The organism is Bradyrhizobium sp. 191 (genome assembly GCF_023100985.1).
Taxonomy (GTDB): domain Bacteria; phylum Pseudomonadota; class Alphaproteobacteria; order Rhizobiales; family Xanthobacteraceae; genus Bradyrhizobium; species Bradyrhizobium diversitatis.
In genome coordinates this window covers 4,100,919-4,118,715 of record NZ_CP064692.1, presented here as the reverse complement: position 1 = coordinate 4,118,715, position 17,797 = coordinate 4,100,919, and the positions used below count along the sequence as shown (strand labels likewise).

Sequence of the window (17,797 nt, the reverse complement as noted above, 5' to 3'; positions counted from 1 at the left end):
CCTCAGGCCGCCGCGCCTTGCGCAGCGAGCTGTGCGGCCTGGTGCTCCGTCGTCAGTGCATCGATCAATTCGCCCAGGGCTTCACCCGCGATCACCTGCGGCAGCTTGTAGAGCGTGAGGTTGATGCGGTGGTCGGTGACGCGCCCTTGCGGAAAATTATAGGTGCGGATGCGCTCGGAGCGGTCCCCGGAGCCGACCTTCTCCTTGCGCTCGGCGGAGCGTGCGGCGTCGACGCGTTGCCGCTCGGCGTCGTAGATGCGCGAGCGCAGGATGTTCATGGCGGAGGCGCGGTTCTTGTGCTGCGAGCGGCTGTCCTGCATCATCACCACGATGCCGGTCGGGATGTGGGTGATGCGGATCGCCGATTCGGTCTTGTTGACGTGCTGGCCGCCCGCTCCTTGCGCGCGCATGGTCTCGATCCGCAGGTCGTCGTTCTTGATGTCGACGTCGACGTCCTCGACCTCCGGCAGCACGGCCACCGTCGCGGCCGAGGTGTGGATGCGTCCCTGCGTCTCGGTGTCGGGCACGCGCTGCACGCGGTGCACGCCGGATTCGAACTTCAGCTTCGAGAACGCGCCGCGGCCCTGCACCTCGGCGATGATTTCCTTGTAGCCGCCGACGGTGCCTTCGCTGGCCGAGATCACCTCGACCTTCCAGCCCTGAAGGCTGGCAAAGCGCTCGTACATTCGGAACAGGTCGCCGGCGAACAGCGAGGCTTCGTCGCCGCCGGTGCCGGCGCGGATTTCCAGCACCACGTTGCGGTCGTCCATGGCGTCCTTCGGCAACAGCGCGACGCGGATCTTCTGGACCAGCTCCTCGATTTGTCGCGTCAGCTCGTCGCGTTCGGCCTCCGCCATGCTGCGCATCTCGGCATCGGTCGCCGGATCGGCGATCAGCGCCTCGGTGTCCGCCAGCTCCTTGACGGCGGAGCGATAAGCCTTCACCGCTTCGACCAACGGGGTGATCTCGGCGAGCTCGCGTGTGATCTGCACATACCGCTCGGAGGTGAGTTGTCCGAGCGATTCGGCCTCGAGCGAGGCGTGATGCGCGAGCAGGACGTCCAGTTTGGCTTCGGGGAGTGATGACATCGGTTCAGTCTCAATAGCGGCAAGAGGCGGGGCGGCAGGACGCGGCGACAGGCCCGCTACAAGGCCAGCCCTTCGGCCTCGGCAAATTCCGTCAGCTTCTGCCGGATCGAGACGCTGCCGGCCGGCGCATCCAGCAGCGGGCCAAGCGCCGCCTCGGCCTTCTTGGCGTCGAGGTCGAGCACCATCGCCTTGACCGGGCCGAGCGCAGTCGCCGAGAGCGACAGCGAGCGGTAGCCCAGCCCGATCAGCGCCAGCGCGCCGATCGGCTTCGACGCCATCTCGCCGCACAGCGAGAGCGATTTCTTCGCCGCGTGCGCCTTGCTTGCGATGTCGCGCAGCGCGCGCAGGATCGGCGCCGACATGGTGTCGAAGCGTTCGGACACCTTGGCATTGCCGCGATCGACCGCGAACAGGAACTGGAACAGATCGTTGGAGCCGACCGAGATGAAGTCGACCTTCTTCAGGAGCTCGTCGAGCTGGTACAGCAGCGCCGGCACCTCGACCATGGTGCCGATGTCGATTCTTTCAGGCAGCGTGTGGCCGTGCTGGCGCAGATATGTCAGCTCGCGCTCGACCAGCGCCTTGGCCGAATCGAACTCGGCGACCTCCGAGATCATCGGGAACATGATGCGCAGCGCGCGGCCGCCGCCGGCGCGCAGCAGCGCGCGGATCTGGCCGCGCAGCAGGCCGGGACGATCCAGCCCGAGCCGGATCGCGCGCCAGCCGAGCGCGGGATTTTCCTCGATCACGGCTTCCATATAGGGCAGCGCCTTGTCGCCGCCGATGTCGAGGGTGCGGAAGGTGACGGGCTTGCTGCCGGCGGCGTCCAGCACGGTGCGATAGAGCGCGAGCTGGTCGCTGGTGCGCGGCAGGCTCTGGCCGACCATGAATTGCAGCTCGGTGCGGAACAGGCCGATGCCGGCGCTGCCGGTGTCCTCGATATGCGGCAGGTCGATGGCGAGCCCTGCGTTGATCATCAGCTCGACCTTCTGGCCGTCCTTGGTGACGCAGGGCCGGTCGCGCAGCGCCAGATACTGGGCCTGGCGGCGGGCGCGGAAGCGCACGCGCTCGGCGAAGGCCGCCTCGATCTCCTGCGACGGCCGCACATAGATCGAGCCGGACGTGCCGTCGACGATGATGGCGTCGCCGGGATCGGCGATGCCGGGCGCGTTCGGTACTTCGCCGACCGCGGGAATGCCGAGCGCGCGCGCCACGATCGAGACGTGCGAATTGGCGGTGCCTTCCTCCAGCACGATGCCGCGCAGGCGCTTGCGGTCGTAGTCGAGCAGTGCCGCCGGGCCCATCGCGCGGGCGATGACGATGGCATTGTCGGGCAATTGTTCGCGCGAAGGCGCGTGATCCTGGCCGACCAGCTGCCGCATCAGGCGGTAGCCGAGGTCTTCGAGGTCGTGCAGGCGGTCGCGCAAGTATGGATCGGTCGAGCGCAGCATGCGCGCGCGGGTGTCGGATTGCACGCGTTCGACGGCGGCTTCCGCGGTGAGGCCGGTGGCGACCGCCTCGTGCAGCTTGTGCGACCAGCCCTGGTCGTTGGCGAACATGCGGTAGGCTTCCAGCACCTCGCGATGCTCGCCGCCGTCGGCGACGTCGCCGCGCTCCAGCATGCGGTCGAGGTCGGCGCGCAGCTTGGCGAGCGCGGTGTCCAGCCGCTTGATCTCCTTCGGCAGGTCCTCGGCGATGTAGTCCTTGATGACGACGCGGGGCTCGTGCAGCACGACATGGCCGAGCGCGATACCCTCGGACAGGATCGCGCCGGCCTTCTGCGCGGAATGGCGCGCCGCCGGCTCCTGGCCCGGCTGGGCCAGCGCGGACAGCTCGCCCGAGGCAATCAGCTCGGCCAGCACCATCGCGGTGGTCTGGAGTGCCTCGAGCTCCTCCTCGACATAGTTGCGCTTGGCGCGGTTCTGCACCACCAGCACGCCGAGCGTGTTGCCGGCGCGCAGGATCGGCACGCCGAGGAAGGAGTGGTAGATCTCTTCGCCGGTCTCGGGGCGGAACGAGAAGGCGGGGTGGCTCTGCGCATCGCTCAGATTGAGCGGCGTCGCCTCGCTGGCGACCAGGCCGACCAGGCCTTCATGGGCGCTGAGCACGGTATGGTGCACCGCCTCGCGGTTGAGACCTTCGGTGGCGTAGAGCTCGAGCGTGTTGTCGATGCGCAGCACATAGACCGAACACACCTCGGCCACCATGTTGGCGGCGATCAGCACCACGATCTTGTCCAGCCGCTCCTGGGCCGAGACCTGCTCCGCCATGGTTTCGCGGAGCCGTCTCAACAAGACGCGGGGACCTCCCGACGCGCTCCGCATGAACCGTCAATCTCCTCCGTCTGCCGGGCCCGGCGGTATCAGCCGGCGGCTGGCTCAAAATTCCAGAAAAACAACCAAATTGTTTGTCCGGCGCAGGCACAAGCCCAAAATCTACCTGAGATTTAGCGCTTGTACCGAATCAGCGCCGCCTGAACTGGGACACAGTCTGCGGCAGCCCACCCTGTTCGCCGTATAGCGAATTGAGGCTTGTTTTGCCAAGCAAAACGCCTGCCAAACGCGAAGGTGTGTACACCTTCCCGTTTGCTGCGACCGCTAAGAGAAAATTAGCCTAGGCATGGTCCGGGAAAGTGCGAGGCGGTTTTCCGGAAAGACCATGCTCTGACAACAACCTGAAGCGCAACGATGGTCGCGCTTCAGGCCTGATCGAGGCCGTAGAGCGTATGCAGGGTGCGCACCGCCAGCTCGGTATAGGCGGCATCGATCAGAACCGAGAATTTGATCTCGGAGGTTGTAATAGCCCGGATGTTGATGTTCCGCCCGGCGAGGGCCGAGAACGCCTGGGCGGCAACGCCGGCATGGCTGCGCATGCCGCTGCCGATCACCGAGATCTTGGCGACGTCGGTGGCGGTATCGAGCCGCGCATAGCCGATCTTGGCCTTGGCGGCGGTAATCGTATCCTTGGCGCGGGTATAGTCGGCGGCCGGCACCGTGAAGGTGAGGTCGGTGGTCTTGCCGTCCTCGGACACATTCTGCACGATCATGTCGACGTTGATGTTGGCATCCGCCAGCGGGCCGAAGATCGAGGCCGCGACGCCGGGCTTGTCCTCGATCTGGCGCACCGAGATCTGAGCCTCGTCCTTCGAAAAGGCGATGCCGGTGACGACGTGGCTTTCCATGATCTCCTCCTCGCTGCAGATCAGCGTGCCGGGCGGCTGGTTGGCATGCGGGTCGATATCCTCGGGCTTGTCGAAGCTCGAGCGGACGAAGATCGGCATGTTGTGGACCATGCCGAGTTCCACCGAGCGGACCTGGAGCACCTTGGCGCCCTGCGAGGCCAGTTCCAGCATGTCTTCGAACGCGATCTTGTCGAGCCTCCTGGCCTTCGGCACGATTCGCGGGTCGGTAGTGTAGACGCCGTCGACGTCGGTGTAGATGTCGCAGCGATCCGCCTTGACGGCGGCGGCGATCGCCACGGCCGAGGTGTCGGAGCCGCCACGGCCGAGCGTGGTGATGCGATTGGTCTCGGGGTTGATGCCCTGGAAGCCGGCGATGACCGCGACCTCCTTGCGCTCCCTAAAGCGCTTGATGATCTCGCTGCCGTCGATGTCCTCGATCCGGGCCGAGGCATGGGCGTCGCTGGTCTTGATCGGGATCTGCCAGCCCTGCCAGGAGCGGGCCTGGATGCCCATGCCCTGGAGCACGATGGCAAGAAGACCCGACGTCACCTGTTCGCCCGAGGCGACCACGGCGTCGTATTCGCGCGCGTCGTGCATCGGCGAGGCCTCGGTGCACCAGGCGACCAGCTCGTTGGTCTTGCCGGCCATCGCCGAGACGACCACGGCCACTTCATGGCCGGCATCGACCTCACGCTTCACATGGCGTGCGACGTTGCGGATACGTTCGATGTTGGCGACGGACGTGCCGCCGAATTTCATCACGAGGCGGCTCATGACGACGCGTGCATTCCTTCATAAGGATCAGTATGGTGACCCGCACCGGACGGGTGCCTCGCGGACACCGACGCGCGTATACATAGCGGCGGGGGCCGGGGGGCAAGCGGGTTCCTGCGGGGGGCAGGGCGCGGGGGAAAGTAGGTCAACCGAGATCATGGCGCGCTATATCGACGAGATCCTGCAACCGGGCGAGCGGGTGCTGTATTCGACCAATGCGCACTGGATCTTCCACTTTCCGGCCATCGTGGCCTGGATCGTGGCGCTGGCCCTGTTCGTGCTGTCCCGGCAGGCCACCGCCGACTGGCTCGTCCTGCTTTGCCTGGTCGCCTCGGGTCTCGTGGCTCTGGCCGCCTTGTATTGGACCATCAAGGGCTGGTTCCATCGCTTCACCACCGAGACCGACGTCACCAATCTCAGGGTCGTGCACAAGACCGGTTTCATCAAGCGCCGAACCTTCGAGATGGCGCTGGACAAGGTCGAGAGTGTCGACGTCGACCAGTCCATCCTTGGACGTATTCTCAACTACGGCGACGTGACGATTCGCGGCGTCGGCGAGGGCATCGAGACGATCAGGACCATCGCCTCGCCGCTCGCCTTCCGTAGTTCGATCACCACGCGGTAGGACCGCGCGCAACCATGAGCATGCAGCAAAATACTTCCCTTTCCGCCCAGCCGGGCTCCACCGTCGACGCCGCCGAGATCGCGAAATTCTCAAAACTCTCCGCGGAGTGGTGGGACCCCAAGGGCAGGATGGCGCCGCTGCACCGGATCAACCCGCTGCGGCTCGGCTATATCCGCGATGCCGCCTGCCGCAAGTTCGAGCGCAACGTGCGCAGCCTCAATTGCCTCGGGTCCCTGCGCGTGCTCGACATCGGCTGCGGCGCCGGCCTGCTGTGCGAGCCGTTGTCGCGGCTGGGCGCACAGGTCATCGGCATCGATCCTTCCCAGAGCAACATCGCGGCCGCAAAGCTCCACGCCGACAAGAGCCATCTTGCGATCGACTACCGCTGCACCACGGTGGAGGAGATCGACCCGCGCGAGCGCTTCGACATCGTGCTGGCGATGGAGGTGGTCGAGCACGTCGTCGATGTCGGCGTCTTCCTGAAGCGCTGCGCCGCGATGCTGAAGCCGAACGGCCTGATGGTGGTCTCGACGCTGAACCGCAACTGGAAGAGCTTCGCGCTCGCCATCGTCGGCGCCGAATACGTGCTGCGCTGGCTGCCGCGCGGCACCCACGAATGGAGCAAGTTCGTCACCCCCGACGAGCTCGCAAAACACCTGCTCGACACCCGCCTCGTCATCACGGAGCAGACCGGCGTGGTCTACAGCCCCTTCGCCGACAAATGGACCCTCTCGTCCGATATGGACGTGAATTACATGGTGGTTGCGGAAGCCATGGTGTGAGGGGGCATGAGCGAGATGCGAAGTCCAACGCCCCGGGCGGTGTCGTCCCTGCGAACGCACTAGATACGTGCATGCCCTAGTGCGTGCGCAGGGACGACACCGAATTTGTTGCGAGCGCATCGCACCCATGACACCCATGCGGTTGACCAGCGAATCTGTTCCCGTCACGCTGATCACCATTCCTCTCTGATTACCCACCCCGATGCTCACCATCGCCAGCCTCTGGATTCCCTTCACCATCATTGCCGCGCTCGGGCAGGTCGCGCGCAATGCGATGCAGCGGTCGTTGACGAAGCCGCTGGGGACCTGGGGCGCGACCAATATCCGCTTCCTGTTCGGCTTTCCATTCTCGGTGCTGTTCCTCGCCGTCGTGCTGCTCGCGACCGGCGATCATCTGAGCGTGCCGCCGACCGTGTTCTGGCCCTGGCTGCTGTTAGGGGCACTCAGCCAGATCGTCGCCACCGGCCTGATGCTGCTTGCGATGAACGACCGCTCCTTCGTGGTGACGACGGCTTACCTGAAGACCGAGGCGATACAGACCGCGATCTTCGGCTTCATCTTCCTCGGCGATCACCTCACCTGGCTCAAGGTGCTCGCGATCGCGATCGCCACCGTCGGCGTCGTCATCACCGCGCTGCGCCCCGGCGGCGAGAAGAGCTTTGCCGAACTGAAGCCGACCATCACCGGCCTCGTCGCCGCCGCGGCGTTCGCGCTGTCCGCGGTTGGTTTTCGCGGAGCGATCATCACGGTGCCCGACGTGTCGTTCGTGACGGCCTCCTCGTTCACGCTGGTGCTCGGCCTGTTCGTGCAGACGCTGGTGCTGACGATCTATCTGCTTCTACGCGCGCCAGACGTATTGCGGGGAATCCTCGGATTATGGCGGCCGTCGATGCTCGCCGGCTTCACGGGCGCCTTCGCCTCGCAATTCTGGTTCCTGGCGTTCGCGCTGACGGCGGCTGCCAATGTCCGCACACTCGCTTTGATCGAGGTGCTGTTCGCGCAGGCCGTGGCCTACTACTCGTTCAAGCAGCCGATCGCGCCGCGCGAGCTCGCAGGGATCGCGCTGATCGTGATCGGCGTGGCGGTGCTGGTGGCGGTGTAGCTGGGCGTCATTCCGGGGCGCCCGACGGGCGAACCCGGAATCTCGAGATCCCGGGTCCGGTCCTTCGGACCGTCCCGGAACTGACGCGCTCCGCGCGTCAGTTCCGGTCTTCCGGGAGCGTCGGCAGCGGCGAGACCTCGATGCCTTCGTCGATCAGCGACTTCGCCTCTTCCGGCGAGGCCTCGCCGTAGATCGGACGGTGCTCCTTGTCGCCGTAGTGCATGGCGCGGGCTTCGTTCGGAAAACGCTCGCCGACATTGTCGGCGTTCTTGACGATGTGATCGCGCAGCTCCTTGAGCTTGGCGCGCAGCTCGCGCTCCTGCGCCATCAGCAGCGGGGTCGGTCCTGACGGTGCAGCATCGGGCGTCGTGGCCGTGGTAACTGGCTCCGGCGGCGGCACTGCGGGACCGCGGCCCTTCTTGCCGACGATGCGTGGCGCCATGATCGCCTTGTCGACCTTGGCCGAGCCGCAGATCGGGCAGGTCACGAGCTTCCGCTTCACCTGCGAATCATAGGCCGACGAGCTCTGGAACCAGCTCTCGAAGGCGTGGTCCCGGTCGCAGCGAAGGGCGTAGCGGATCATGCCGAGCCCCGCACGAGGTGCAAATGGTCCGGTCCCGCCTTGGGGTCGGAGACGCCGAAGCGGCGGCCATGCTGGAGCGACGGAATGGCCCGGCGGGCGGTCTCGACCTTGGCTGGGTCGATCCTGGCCATGATGATGCCGGGCTCGACATCGCCCTCGGCGAGGATCTCGCCCCAGGGATCGATGATCAGCGAGTGGCCGTAAGTCTCGCGCTTGTTCTCGTGCAGGCCGGCCTGGGCCGCGGCGAAGACGAAGCAGCCGGTCTCGATCGCGCGTGCGCGCAGCAGCACGTGCCAATGCGCTTCGCCGGTCTTGCGGGTGAAGGCCGACGGCACCGTGATGAAATACGCGCCGCTCTCGGCGAGCGCACGGTAGAGTGCCGGGAAGCGCACATCGTAGCAGATCGTCAAGCCCACGCGGCCCCAGGGCAGATCCGAGATCACGGCGGTCTCGCCCGGCTGGTAATTGGCGGATTCGCGATAGCTCTCGCCGTCCGGCAGCTCGATGTCGAACATGTGGATCTTGTCGTAGCTCGCGAGCACATCGCCCTCGGGCCCGATCAGGAAGGAGCGGTTGACCGCCTTCTCCGGCGAGAAGCGCAGCGCCAGCGAGCCGACATGGAGATGAATCTTCAATTCCGCCGCGAGGGCGCGATAGGCCTTCAGCGAAGCGTCGTCCTCTTCACTCTGCAGATGCTCGAACAATGCCTTGCGGTTCAGCTGCATCATGTTGCTGACTTCGGGCGTCTGCACGTAGTCGGCGCCGTTGGCCGCAGCCTGCCGGATCAGTTTCGTTGCCTGTTCGAGGCTCGGCTCGGGCATCAGGCCGGTGCGCATCTGCACCATGGCCCCGGTGAAGGTGCGATTCTCGCTCATGAGACCGCCTTGACGCTCTCGAGCATGCCGTCGAGCTTGCCGTTGCGGTCGAGCGCATAGAGCTCGTCGCAGCCGCCGACATGGGCGCCGCCGATCCAGATCTGCGGGAAAGTCGAACCTTGGCCGGCGCGGCCGTACATTTCCTGGCGCCAGGACGGGTTCTTGGCGACGTCGAATTCGGTGAAGGTCGCCTTCTTGCGGGTCAGCAGCGACTTGGCGGCGGAACAATAGCCGCAGCCCGGCCTAGTGTAGATCTCGACAGCAGCAGTCATTTCGTCTGGCGCTCTCATGTCATGAAGTCATTGAACTATATGGGACGGGGGCCGCTTTCGACAACCCGGGCGAAGACCAGCACGTCGACCTGGGCCGCTTTGGCGCGGAGCAGGACCCGCGCGCAGGCATCCAGCGTCGCCCCCGAGGTCAGGACATCGTCGATCAGGACAATGCGGCGGCCCTGAATCTCGGCCTGACGGTCGGGAGATACCTGGAATGCGCCCTGCACATTGGTGGCGCGCTGGGCACGCGACAGGCCGATCTGCTGCTCGGTGGCGCGCACCCGGCGCAGCACATCGCTCTGCACCTTGACGCCGCTCTGCCGCGCGATCACGCGCGCCAGCGCCCCGGACTGGTTGTAGCGGCGCCGCCAGGCCCGCCGCCAGTGCAGGGGCACCGGCACCAGCATGTCGGCGCCGGCCAGCAGCTCGCCGCCCGCCCGTGCCATCCAGCGGCCCATGGCGGGCGCCAGATCGGTGCGGTCCTGGTATTTCAGCGCATGCACCAGCGTGCGCGCGACGTCGTCGTAACGTACCGCCGCCCGCGCGCGCTGGTAGGCCGGCGGGCTCGCGATCGCCTCCATCGACAGCATGTCGGGGCCCGGGTCATAAACGAAGGGAATGCCCAGCCGCGGACAGTAGGGTCGCTCGATGAACGACAGCCGCGCCCAGCACGAAGCACAAACGCCCTCGCCGTCGACCGGCTCGTGGCAGGATACGCATTGCGTCGGCAGTGCGATGTCGAGCGCGAGCCGTGCCGCGCGCGACACCACGTGGCGGCCAGCCGTCCACGCGGCCCGCAGCAGTACGGCGATCGAGCGGGTGGGGGCGGCGTCGGCTTCCATGAGACAAGGCTAGCGTTCCGCTTGCAAGGGCTCAAGCGGCTGTACCGGTCTCGTGCCCCGGACGCAGCGCACCGCGCAGTGGTGCGCTGCTGAGCCGGGGCCCAGCGAGCCGCACGTGCAGATGCATGGGTCCCGGCTCTGCGCAGCAGCGCTGCAGCGCGTCCGGGACACGAGAGCGTTGCAAGAACCGTGGCGATCGGCGTAACCAGCGGCATGGCTCAGACCCCGCAAACCCCGCCCGCCTTGTTCGATCGCGCCTTGCTGAACGCGCGGCAGCGGCGCGCGCAGGCGCTGGGCGAGGTGACATTTCTGCTCGATCGCGTGGCCGAGGACATGTCCGACCGGCTGGCTGCGGTGATGCGCGAGTTTCACGCTCCGGCCGATCTCTGGACGCCCGGCGACGGGCTCGCTGTGTTGCGCACGCGGCTTCCGGCAATCGCGCGGATTGCACCCGACGCGACGGGCGCGGAGACGCTGCCCTTCGCGCCGGAAAGCCTCGATCTCGTCGTCTCGGCGCTGGCGCTGCAATTCGTCAACGACCTGCCGGGTGTGCTTGCGCAGGTTCGCCGGGCGCTGAAGCCGGACGGCCTGCTGCTCGCCGCGATGATCGGCGGCGACAGCCTGACCGAGTTGCGGCAGGCCTTCGCCGCGGCGGAAGCCGAATGCGAGGGCGGCGTGTCGCCGCGCGTGGCGCCGTTCGCCGACCTGCGCGACATCGGCGCTCTGTTGCAGCGGGCGGGCTTCGCGCTGCCGGTCACCGACGTCGACCGCGTCGTGGTGCGCTATGCCAATGCGTTCGCGCTGATGCAGGATCTCCGCCGCATGGGCGCGGCCAACGTGATGATCGAGCGGCGGCGCACGCCGAGCCGGCGCGCGACGCTGCTGCGGATGGCCGAAATCTACGCCGAGCGCTTTGCCAATGCCGACGGCCGCATTCGCGCAACGTTCGACATCATCTGGCTGTCCGGCTGGGCCCCCCATGCGAGCCAGCAGCAGCCGCTGAAGCCGGGATCGGCGAAGGCGAGCCTGGCGGAAGCGGTGAAGAAGGCGGGGGAACGCTGAGTCGTTCTCTCCGTCGTGGCCGAGATCGTCGTCCAAGAATTGGATGTCGTCCCGGACAAGCGTAGCCTGGCAACGCGTAGCGTTGTCCAGAGCGCAGCGCCGATCCGGGACCCATAACCACAGGAAGTCGTTTGGCGAGGATTCGGAGTGACCACTTCCTCTACAACATGGCTCCGTGGTTATGGGTCCCGGATCTGCGCGCGCTTTGGGCGCGCTTGTCCGGGACGACGATAGAGATTGAGGCGTGGCGACTGCGACCTCACATCAGCAGATCGATCAGATGCGGGATCAGCGGAATGTCCGCCGGCGGCATCGGATAGTCGCGCAGCTTGTTGGCGCGGACCCAGGCGAGGTTCTGCCCTTCGCGCGCCGTCACCATCCCTTCCCAGCGCCGGCAGATGTAGAGCGGCATCAGGAGGTGAAAGGTCTCGTAGCCGTAGCTGGCGAAGGTCAGCGGCGCGAGGCATGGCTCGGCGACGGTGATGCCGAGCTCCTCATGGAGCTCGCGGATCAGGCTTTGCTCCGGTCGCTCGCCCGGCTCGAGCTTGCCGCCGGGAAATTCCCAAAGGCCGGCCAGCTGCTTGCCCTCGGGACGTTGCGCGATCAGGATGCGCTTGTCGGCATCGACCAGCGCGCAGGCCACGACGAGGGTGAGCTTCAGTTCGGCCATCCGATCAGGACCTGTAATCCCCGTTGATCGCGACGTATTCCTTGGTGAGGTCGCAGGTCAGCACGCGGTCGCGACCCTTGCCGAGCCCGAGCGAGACCTTGATCGCGATCTCCGGCGCCTTCATCGCTTCCGACACCTGCGCTTCGTCATAGTCAGGATCGCGCGCGCCGCTCTTGGCGACGCGGATGCCGTTGAACGAGATCGAGAGCTTGTCGCGATCGGCCGGCTCGCCGGCCTTGCCGACCGCCATCACCACGCGCCCCCAATTGGCGTCTTCGCCCGCGATCGCGGTCTTCACCAGCGGCGAGTTGGCGATCGACATCGCGATCTTGCGCGCCGAGGCCTTGGTCTTGGCGCCCTCGACCGTGATCTCGACCAGCTTGCGCGCGCCTTCGCCGTCGCGTGCCACCTGCTCGGCGAGGTTGGCAAGCACCTGGTTGAAGGCTTTGACGAAGGCCTTCAGGCGCGGATCGCTGGCGCGGCTGATCTTCGGTGCGCCCTGCCCGGCGGCGGCGCCGGTCGCAAAGGCCAGCAGCGTGTCCGACGTCGACGTGTCGCCATCGATCGTCACCGCATTGAAAGTGTCCTCCACGCCGCTCTTGAGCAGCGCCTGCAGCGCGGCCGGCGCGATCGGGGCGTCGGTGAAGATGAACGACAGCATCGTTGCCATGTCGGGGGCGATCATGCCGGCGCCCTTGGCCATGCCGTTGATGGTGACCCTGGCCTTGCCGAGCTTGACCGTCGCGGTCGCGACTTTCGGGAATGTGTCGGTGGTCATGATCGCCTTGGCCGCGGCGAGATAGTCGCCGGGCTCGGCGGTCTCGGCGAGGCGGCCGAGCACGCCGTCGAATTTGGTCGCATCCAGCGGCTCGCCGATCACGCCGGTCGAGGCCAGGAAGATCTCGCCCTCGCTGCACCCGACCGCCTTGGCGGCGATCTTCGCGGTCAGCGCGGTGGAGGCGCGGCCGGTCTTGCCGGTGAAGGCATTGGCATTGCCGGAATTGACCACGAGCGCGCGGGCCTTGCCGCCCTTCAGCTTGGCGCGGCACCATTCCACCGGGGCGGAGGGGCACTTCGACTTGGTGAAGACGCCGGCGACGGCGGTGCCCTTGTCCACCACCGCCAGCAGCACGTCGGTGCGGTTCTTGTAGCGGATGCCGGCTTCGGCCGTCGCAAGACGGATGCCCGCGATCACGGGCATGTCGGGAACGGTTTTGGGGGCGAGGGGAGAGACGGCAGAGGACATCGTGGGGCGCCTTGGTGGGTCTGGACATGCAGATGGCCGGGGGATGCCCGGCCATTGCGATGCTTAGATACTCTCGGCGTCAGCGAAGTGACAGCGAATTCTTACTTCTTCGCTGGCGGCGCCATCTTGCTGTCGGACGGCTTGGCAGGATCCGCCGGCTTGGCGTCCTTGGACGCATCCGCCGCCGGCTGGTCCAGCCGCTCGACCTTGGCTTCGGTGCGCAGTTTGGCGACATACTCGGCCTGAGCCTTGCGGGTCACGTACTGCTCGATCTGGGCCTTGACCTGCTCGAAATCGGGCGCCTTGCGGTTGCGCTTTTCCTCGACCTTGATGATGTGCCAGCCGAACTGCGACTTCACGGGGTCGGAGATCTTGCCGGGCTCAAGCGAGAACGCCACGGCCGAGAACTCCGGCACCATCTGCTCCTTGGTGAAGAAGCCGAGGTCGCCGCCATCGGCGGAGCCCGGGTCCTTGGACTTCTTCTTGGCGAGCTCGGCGAAATCGGCGCCCTTGTCGAGCTCGGCCTTGACCGCCTTGGCCTCGTCCTCGGTCTCGACCAGGATGTGGCGGGCGCGCACCTCCTGCTCGCCCGTGATCTGCTTGGCGGCTTCCTCGTAGACCTTCTTCATGGCGTCCGGCGTGGTGGCGGCCTTGCCTTCATTGGCGAGCAGGCTGTCCATCAGGAGCCGGTTGCGGGCGAATGCCAGGCGCTTCTTGAACTCCTCGCTGTCGGCGATCTTCTTGTCTTCGGCAGCCTTGCTGACGATCTTCATGTCGATGAGAAAGGACAGGACGTTCTCGTCCTTGGTCGCCGGGTCCATCTGGGCGAGGCTCGGCCCGAGTTCCTCCTCGGCCATGGCGACGTCGCTCTTCTTGATTTCCGCGCCATTGACCTTCGCCAGCACCGGATCGTCGGCGGCCCGGAGCGGGCCCGCGAACGCCAGGGACAGCGCCAAGCAGGCTGTCAAGCCGAGGCTGCCAGCCAGGGCCGACGCATGCCGGAAGCGCTGGCCGGTGGTTACCGGGAACGAGGTGGTCATGGAAAATCCTTATGTTGAAGCAGGGGGCTGCTCGAGCGGGGCGGACACTCGCCCAATTCAGGGGGGCTTGGCAACGCGAAAAGTCTGTCAAAATGATGAATTAGCCGCAATGCGCCCGCCGTTGACAAGGCCCTGACCGGGCCATATCTCTGCCCGGTCGCGACCATGGCGATGGCGTTTATTTTGCTGCGTTTTTGGCCGTTGAACCCAGACTTGCCCAATTCCCACCCATATGGCGGATGAACCCGCAGTCCGGGCTCTGATGCCGCGAGGCGTCACGGTGAGTTGATAGGCGGGCGGGTGACAACTTCTTGGCTGCAACGCGGTTGAATCGCGAACACAGGAACTAGGCATGATCGGCGCGCTCGCCCGCAAGTTTTTCGGCTCCGCCAACGACCGGCGGGTGAAGGGATACCAGTCCCGCGTCAACGCGATCAACGCGCTGGAGCCCGAGGTCTCGAAACTCTCGGACGAGGCGCTGAAAGCGCGCACCGCCGACTTCAAGAAGCAGCTCGCCGAAGGCAAGACGCTCGACGATCTCCTGGTACCGGCCTTCGCCACCGTGCGCGAGGCTGCCAAGCGCACGCTCGGCCAGCGTCATTTCGACGTCCAGCTGATCGGCGGCATGGTGCTGCACGAGGGCGACATCGCCGAGATGAAGACCGGCGAAGGCAAGACGCTGGTCGCGACGCTCGCGGTCTACCTCAATGCGCTCGCCGGCAAGGGCGTCCATGTCGTCACCGTCAACGACTACCTCGCCCGCCGCGACTCCGGCTGGATGGGCCAGATCTACGGCTTCCTCGGCATGACCACCGGCGTGATCGTGCACGGCCTCGACGATGCCGAGCGCAAGGCGGCCTATGCCTGCGACATTACCTACGGCACCAACAACGAATACGGCTTCGACTATCTGCGCGACAACATGAAGTACCGGCTCGAGGACATGGTCCAGCGCCCGCACTTCTTCGCCATCGTCGACGAGGTCGACTCCATCCTGATCGACGAGGCGCGCACGCCGTTGATCATCTCCGGTCCACTCGACGACCGCTCGGATTTCTACAACACCATCGACGGCTTCCTGCCCAGGCTCGACAAGACCGATTACGAGGTCGACGAGAAGCAGCGCACGGTGACGCTGACCGAAGCCGGCATGGAGAAGATCGAGACCCTGCTGCGCGACGCCGGCCAGCTCAAGGGCGAGTCGCTCTACGACGTCGAGAACGTCTCCGTCGTGCACCACATCAACCAGGCCCTGCGCGCCCACACGCTGTTCACGCGCGACAAGGACTACATCGTCCGCGACAACGAGGTCGTCATCATCGACGAGTTCACCGGGCGCATGATGCCGGGCCGCCGCTATTCGGAAGGCCTGCACCAGGCGCTGGAGGCCAAGGAGCACGTCCAGGTCCAGCCCGAGAACCAGACGCTGGCCTCGATCACCTTCCAGAACTACTTCCGCATGTACGAGAAGCTGGCGGGCATGACCGGCACGGCCGCGACCGAAGCGGACGAATTGTTCGACATCTACAAGCTCGAGGTCGTGGAGATCCCGACCAATCTGGCGGTTGCGCGCCTCGACGAGGACGACGAGGTCTATCGTACCCAGCAGGAGAAATACGCAGCCATTCTTGCCGAGATCGAGCGCGCCAATTCGCGGCTCCAGCCCGTGTTGGTCGGCACGGCGTCGATCGAGAAATCGGAGGTGCTTGCCGAGTTCCTGAAGAAGAACGGCTACAAGCAGATCGATTTCGGCAAGGAGGGCGCGCTCGACAAGCTCTACGCCGCGGCCCGCGCCGGCAAGCAGGCGAAGCTGTTCGCGGTGCTGAACGCGCGCTTCCACGAGCAGGAGGCCTATATCGTCGCGGAAGCCGGCGTGCCCGGCGCGATTACGATCGCCACCAACATGGCCGGCCGCGGCACCGACATCAAGCTCGGCGGCTCGCTGGAGATGCGCATCCAGCAGGAGACCGCTGCTATCACCGACGAGGCCGAGAAGGCGAAGAAGATCGAGCAGATCAAGGCCGACATCGAGCGCTTCCGCGAAATCGTGCTCAAGGCCGAGGAGACCGTCGAGATCGAGCCGGCGAAGGGATCCAAGCCTGCCAAGACCGTGAAGAAGCCCGGCGGCCTCTACATCATCGGCTCGGAGCGCCACGAATCCCGCCGTATCGACAACCAGCTGCGCGGCCGTTCCGGCCGTCAGGGCGACCCCGGCCGCTCGAAATTCTTCCTGTCGCTCGAAGATGACCTGATGCGGATCTTCGGCTCGGACCGTCTCGACAGCATGCTCCAGCGTCTCGGCCTGCAAGAGGGCGAGGCCATCATCCATCCCTGGATCAACAAGGCCCTGGAGAAGGCGCAGCAGAAGGTCGAAGCGCGCAACTTCGACATCCGCAAGAACCTCCTCAAGTTCGACAACGTCCAGAACGACCAGCGCAAGGTAATCTTCGATCAGCGCGTCGAGCTGATGAAGGACGAGAGCGTCGCCGAGACCGTCACCGACATGCGCCACGCCTTCATCGACGACCTCGTCGCCAAGCACGTGCCCGAGCATGCCTATGCCGAGCAGTGGGATGTCGCGGGTCTGAAGGAGGAACTGAAGCGCGTGCTCGATCTCGACCTGCCGGTCGACGAATGGGCGAAGGAAGAAGGTATCGCCGACGAGGAGCTGCTGAACCGCATCGAGACCAAGGCCGACGAGCACATGGCGGCCAAGGTCGGGCAATGGGGCCCCGACGTGATGCGTTACGTCGAGAAGACCATCCTGCTCCAGACCCTCGACCATCTCTGGCGCGAGCACCTGATCATGCTCGATCATCTGCGCCAGGTCATTGGCCTCCGCGGCTACGGCCAGCGCGATCCGCTGCAGGAGTACAAGACCGAAGCCTTCAATCTCTTCCAGGAGATGAGCGCTCACTTGCGCGAGGCGGTCACGGCGCAGCTGATGCGGGTCGAGATCGTCCCGCCGGAGCAGGAAGCTCCTGTCCTGCCGCCGATGGAGGCGCACAAGTTCGACCCGAATACCGGCGAAGACGAAATGGCGCTTGCCAGCGTCACCCTCGGCGCCCCGGCCACGGATGCGTCTCTACGAGATCCGAAGAACCCAGCCAGCTGGGGCAAGATCGGCCGCAATGAGGACTGCCCGTGCGGCTCAGGCAAGAAGTACAAGCACTGCCACGGCAGGTATGCGTAGCGGCTAACTTCGCGGCCGTGCGCGCGTAAGGCGCGATATTCGCGCCTCATCCTCCACTGTCGTCGCCCGGCTTGACCGGGCGACCCAGTAGTGTGCCGAGTATGAACGACAGCTTGGAGGTGGAAGTCCTCTACCCAGCCTGATGACGGCGAAGGGTTAGCGAAGCGCAAGGGCGTCATCGCGAGGTGGGGTCTGAAGACAGCGTGGAGCAAAGCCGCGGCTCGATGGACAATTACCGGATAACGAGGCCTACCCGGCCGGACGAGCGAGCTACTGATCGCGAAGTCCATAGTCATCAAGGGTCGGGGTGGTAAATCCGGCGGGCGTGCGGCGAAGGCGGTCGGTCTTACCTCGGGAGGTCTGTGCGGTGTCCCGGCAACGGGACTGAGGTCGTCGCAAGGCGATCTGACCGCCGTGCAGAAGTCAGCAGAGGGCATAGTGGGCGGCAGCGCGCCGCTG

15 protein-coding genes are annotated in these 17,797 nt (G+C 65.8%); 5 read left to right on the top strand and 10 right to left on the bottom strand.

Annotated features, from left to right (window positions below; genetic code table 11):
• Window positions 1-2 precede the first annotated feature (2 nt).
• The 3 genes from prfA to IVB23_RS19145 form a co-directional block, all read right to left on the bottom strand.
• Window positions 3-1,088, bottom strand: a complete 1,086-nt coding sequence (prfA, locus tag IVB23_RS19155; RefSeq protein ID WP_247804695.1) for a peptide chain release factor 1 — start codon at window positions 1,086-1,088, stop codon at window positions 3-5.
• Window positions 1,089-1,144: 56 nt separating this feature from the next.
• The gene (gene ptsP / locus IVB23_RS19150) at window positions 1,145-3,412 is read right to left on the bottom strand and encodes a phosphoenolpyruvate--protein phosphotransferase (protein ID WP_197968595.1); all 2,268 of its coding nucleotides are present in this window, start codon (window positions 3,410-3,412) and stop codon (window positions 1,145-1,147) included.
• A 374-nt stretch (window positions 3,413-3,786) separates the two neighbouring features.
• Window positions 3,787-5,043 carry an aspartate kinase gene (locus IVB23_RS19145; RefSeq protein ID WP_061882658.1) on the bottom strand — a complete coding sequence of 419 codons (1,257 nt, stop codon included), beginning with the start codon at window positions 5,041-5,043 and terminating at the stop codon, window positions 3,787-3,789.
• 157 nt (window positions 5,044-5,200) lie between these two features.
• Here IVB23_RS19145 and IVB23_RS19140 point away from each other — a divergent pair, with 157 nt between their 5' ends.
• From IVB23_RS19140 to IVB23_RS19130, 3 genes are all read left to right on the top strand, one after another.
• On the top strand, window positions 5,201-5,668 hold the full coding sequence (locus IVB23_RS19140) for a PH domain-containing protein (RefSeq protein ID WP_061882657.1): 468 nt from the start codon (window positions 5,201-5,203) through the stop codon (window positions 5,666-5,668).
• 14 nt (window positions 5,669-5,682) lie between these two features.
• Window positions 5,683-6,450, top strand: a complete 768-nt coding sequence (gene ubiG / locus IVB23_RS19135) for a bifunctional 2-polyprenyl-6-hydroxyphenol methylase/3-demethylubiquinol 3-O-methyltransferase UbiG (protein ID WP_247804693.1) — start codon at window positions 5,683-5,685, stop codon at window positions 6,448-6,450.
• Window positions 6,451-6,652: 202 nt separating this feature from the next.
• The gene (locus tag IVB23_RS19130) at window positions 6,653-7,552 is read left to right on the top strand and encodes an EamA family transporter (RefSeq protein ID WP_247804691.1); all 900 of its coding nucleotides are present in this window, start codon (window positions 6,653-6,655) and stop codon (window positions 7,550-7,552) included.
• A gap of 97 nt (window positions 7,553-7,649) precedes the next feature.
• Here IVB23_RS19130 and IVB23_RS19125 read toward each other — a convergent pair whose 3' ends face one another.
• From IVB23_RS19125 to IVB23_RS19110, 4 genes are read right to left on the bottom strand one after another with little or no spacing between them, the layout of a single operon-like run.
• Complete coding sequence (locus tag IVB23_RS19125; RefSeq protein WP_061882654.1) at window positions 7,650-8,135, bottom strand: DUF1178 family protein; 486 nt, start codon at window positions 8,133-8,135, stop codon at window positions 7,650-7,652.
• A complete protein-coding gene (locus tag IVB23_RS19120; protein ID WP_247804690.1) occupies window positions 8,132-9,010 on the bottom strand; it encodes a carbon-nitrogen hydrolase family protein in 879 nt (292 codons plus the stop codon). Before IVB23_RS19120 ends, IVB23_RS19125 begins: the two co-directional genes overlap by 4 nt.
• Window positions 9,007-9,282, bottom strand: coding sequence for a glutaredoxin 3 (gene grxC, locus IVB23_RS19115; RefSeq protein ID WP_247804688.1), 276 nt, complete (start codon window positions 9,280-9,282; stop codon window positions 9,007-9,009). Before grxC ends, IVB23_RS19120 begins: the two co-directional genes overlap by 4 nt.
• Before the next feature lie 35 nt (window positions 9,283-9,317).
• On the bottom strand, window positions 9,318-10,127 hold the full coding sequence (locus tag IVB23_RS19110; protein ID WP_247804686.1) for a ComF family protein: 810 nt from the start codon (window positions 10,125-10,127) through the stop codon (window positions 9,318-9,320).
• Window positions 10,128-10,340: 213 nt separating this feature from the next.
• Between IVB23_RS19110 and IVB23_RS19105 the strand changes: the two genes are divergently transcribed.
• Window positions 10,341-11,189, top strand: a complete 849-nt coding sequence (locus IVB23_RS19105) for a methyltransferase domain-containing protein (protein ID WP_247804934.1) — start codon at window positions 10,341-10,343, stop codon at window positions 11,187-11,189.
• Between the two features lie 259 nt (window positions 11,190-11,448).
• On the opposite strand, the gene IVB23_RS19100 is transcribed toward IVB23_RS19105, so the two are convergent.
• The 3 genes from IVB23_RS19100 to IVB23_RS19090 form a co-directional block, all read right to left on the bottom strand.
• Window positions 11,449-11,859, bottom strand: coding sequence for a (deoxy)nucleoside triphosphate pyrophosphohydrolase (locus tag IVB23_RS19100; RefSeq protein WP_061882649.1), 411 nt, complete (start codon window positions 11,857-11,859; stop codon window positions 11,449-11,451).
• Between the two features lie 4 nt (window positions 11,860-11,863).
• Complete coding sequence (gene argJ, locus IVB23_RS19095; RefSeq protein WP_247804685.1) at window positions 11,864-13,105, bottom strand: bifunctional glutamate N-acetyltransferase/amino-acid acetyltransferase ArgJ; 1,242 nt, start codon at window positions 13,103-13,105, stop codon at window positions 11,864-11,866.
• Window positions 13,106-13,206: 101 nt separating this feature from the next.
• Window positions 13,207-14,145, bottom strand: a complete 939-nt coding sequence (locus IVB23_RS19090) for a peptidylprolyl isomerase (RefSeq protein ID WP_061882647.1) — start codon at window positions 14,143-14,145, stop codon at window positions 13,207-13,209.
• A 352-nt stretch (window positions 14,146-14,497) separates the two neighbouring features.
• Here IVB23_RS19090 and secA point away from each other — a divergent pair, with 352 nt between their 5' ends.
• The gene (secA, locus tag IVB23_RS19085; protein ID WP_061882646.1) at window positions 14,498-17,338 is read left to right on the top strand and encodes a preprotein translocase subunit SecA; all 2,841 of its coding nucleotides are present in this window, start codon (window positions 14,498-14,500) and stop codon (window positions 17,336-17,338) included.
• The last annotated feature ends 459 nt before the right edge of the window (window positions 17,339-17,797 follow it).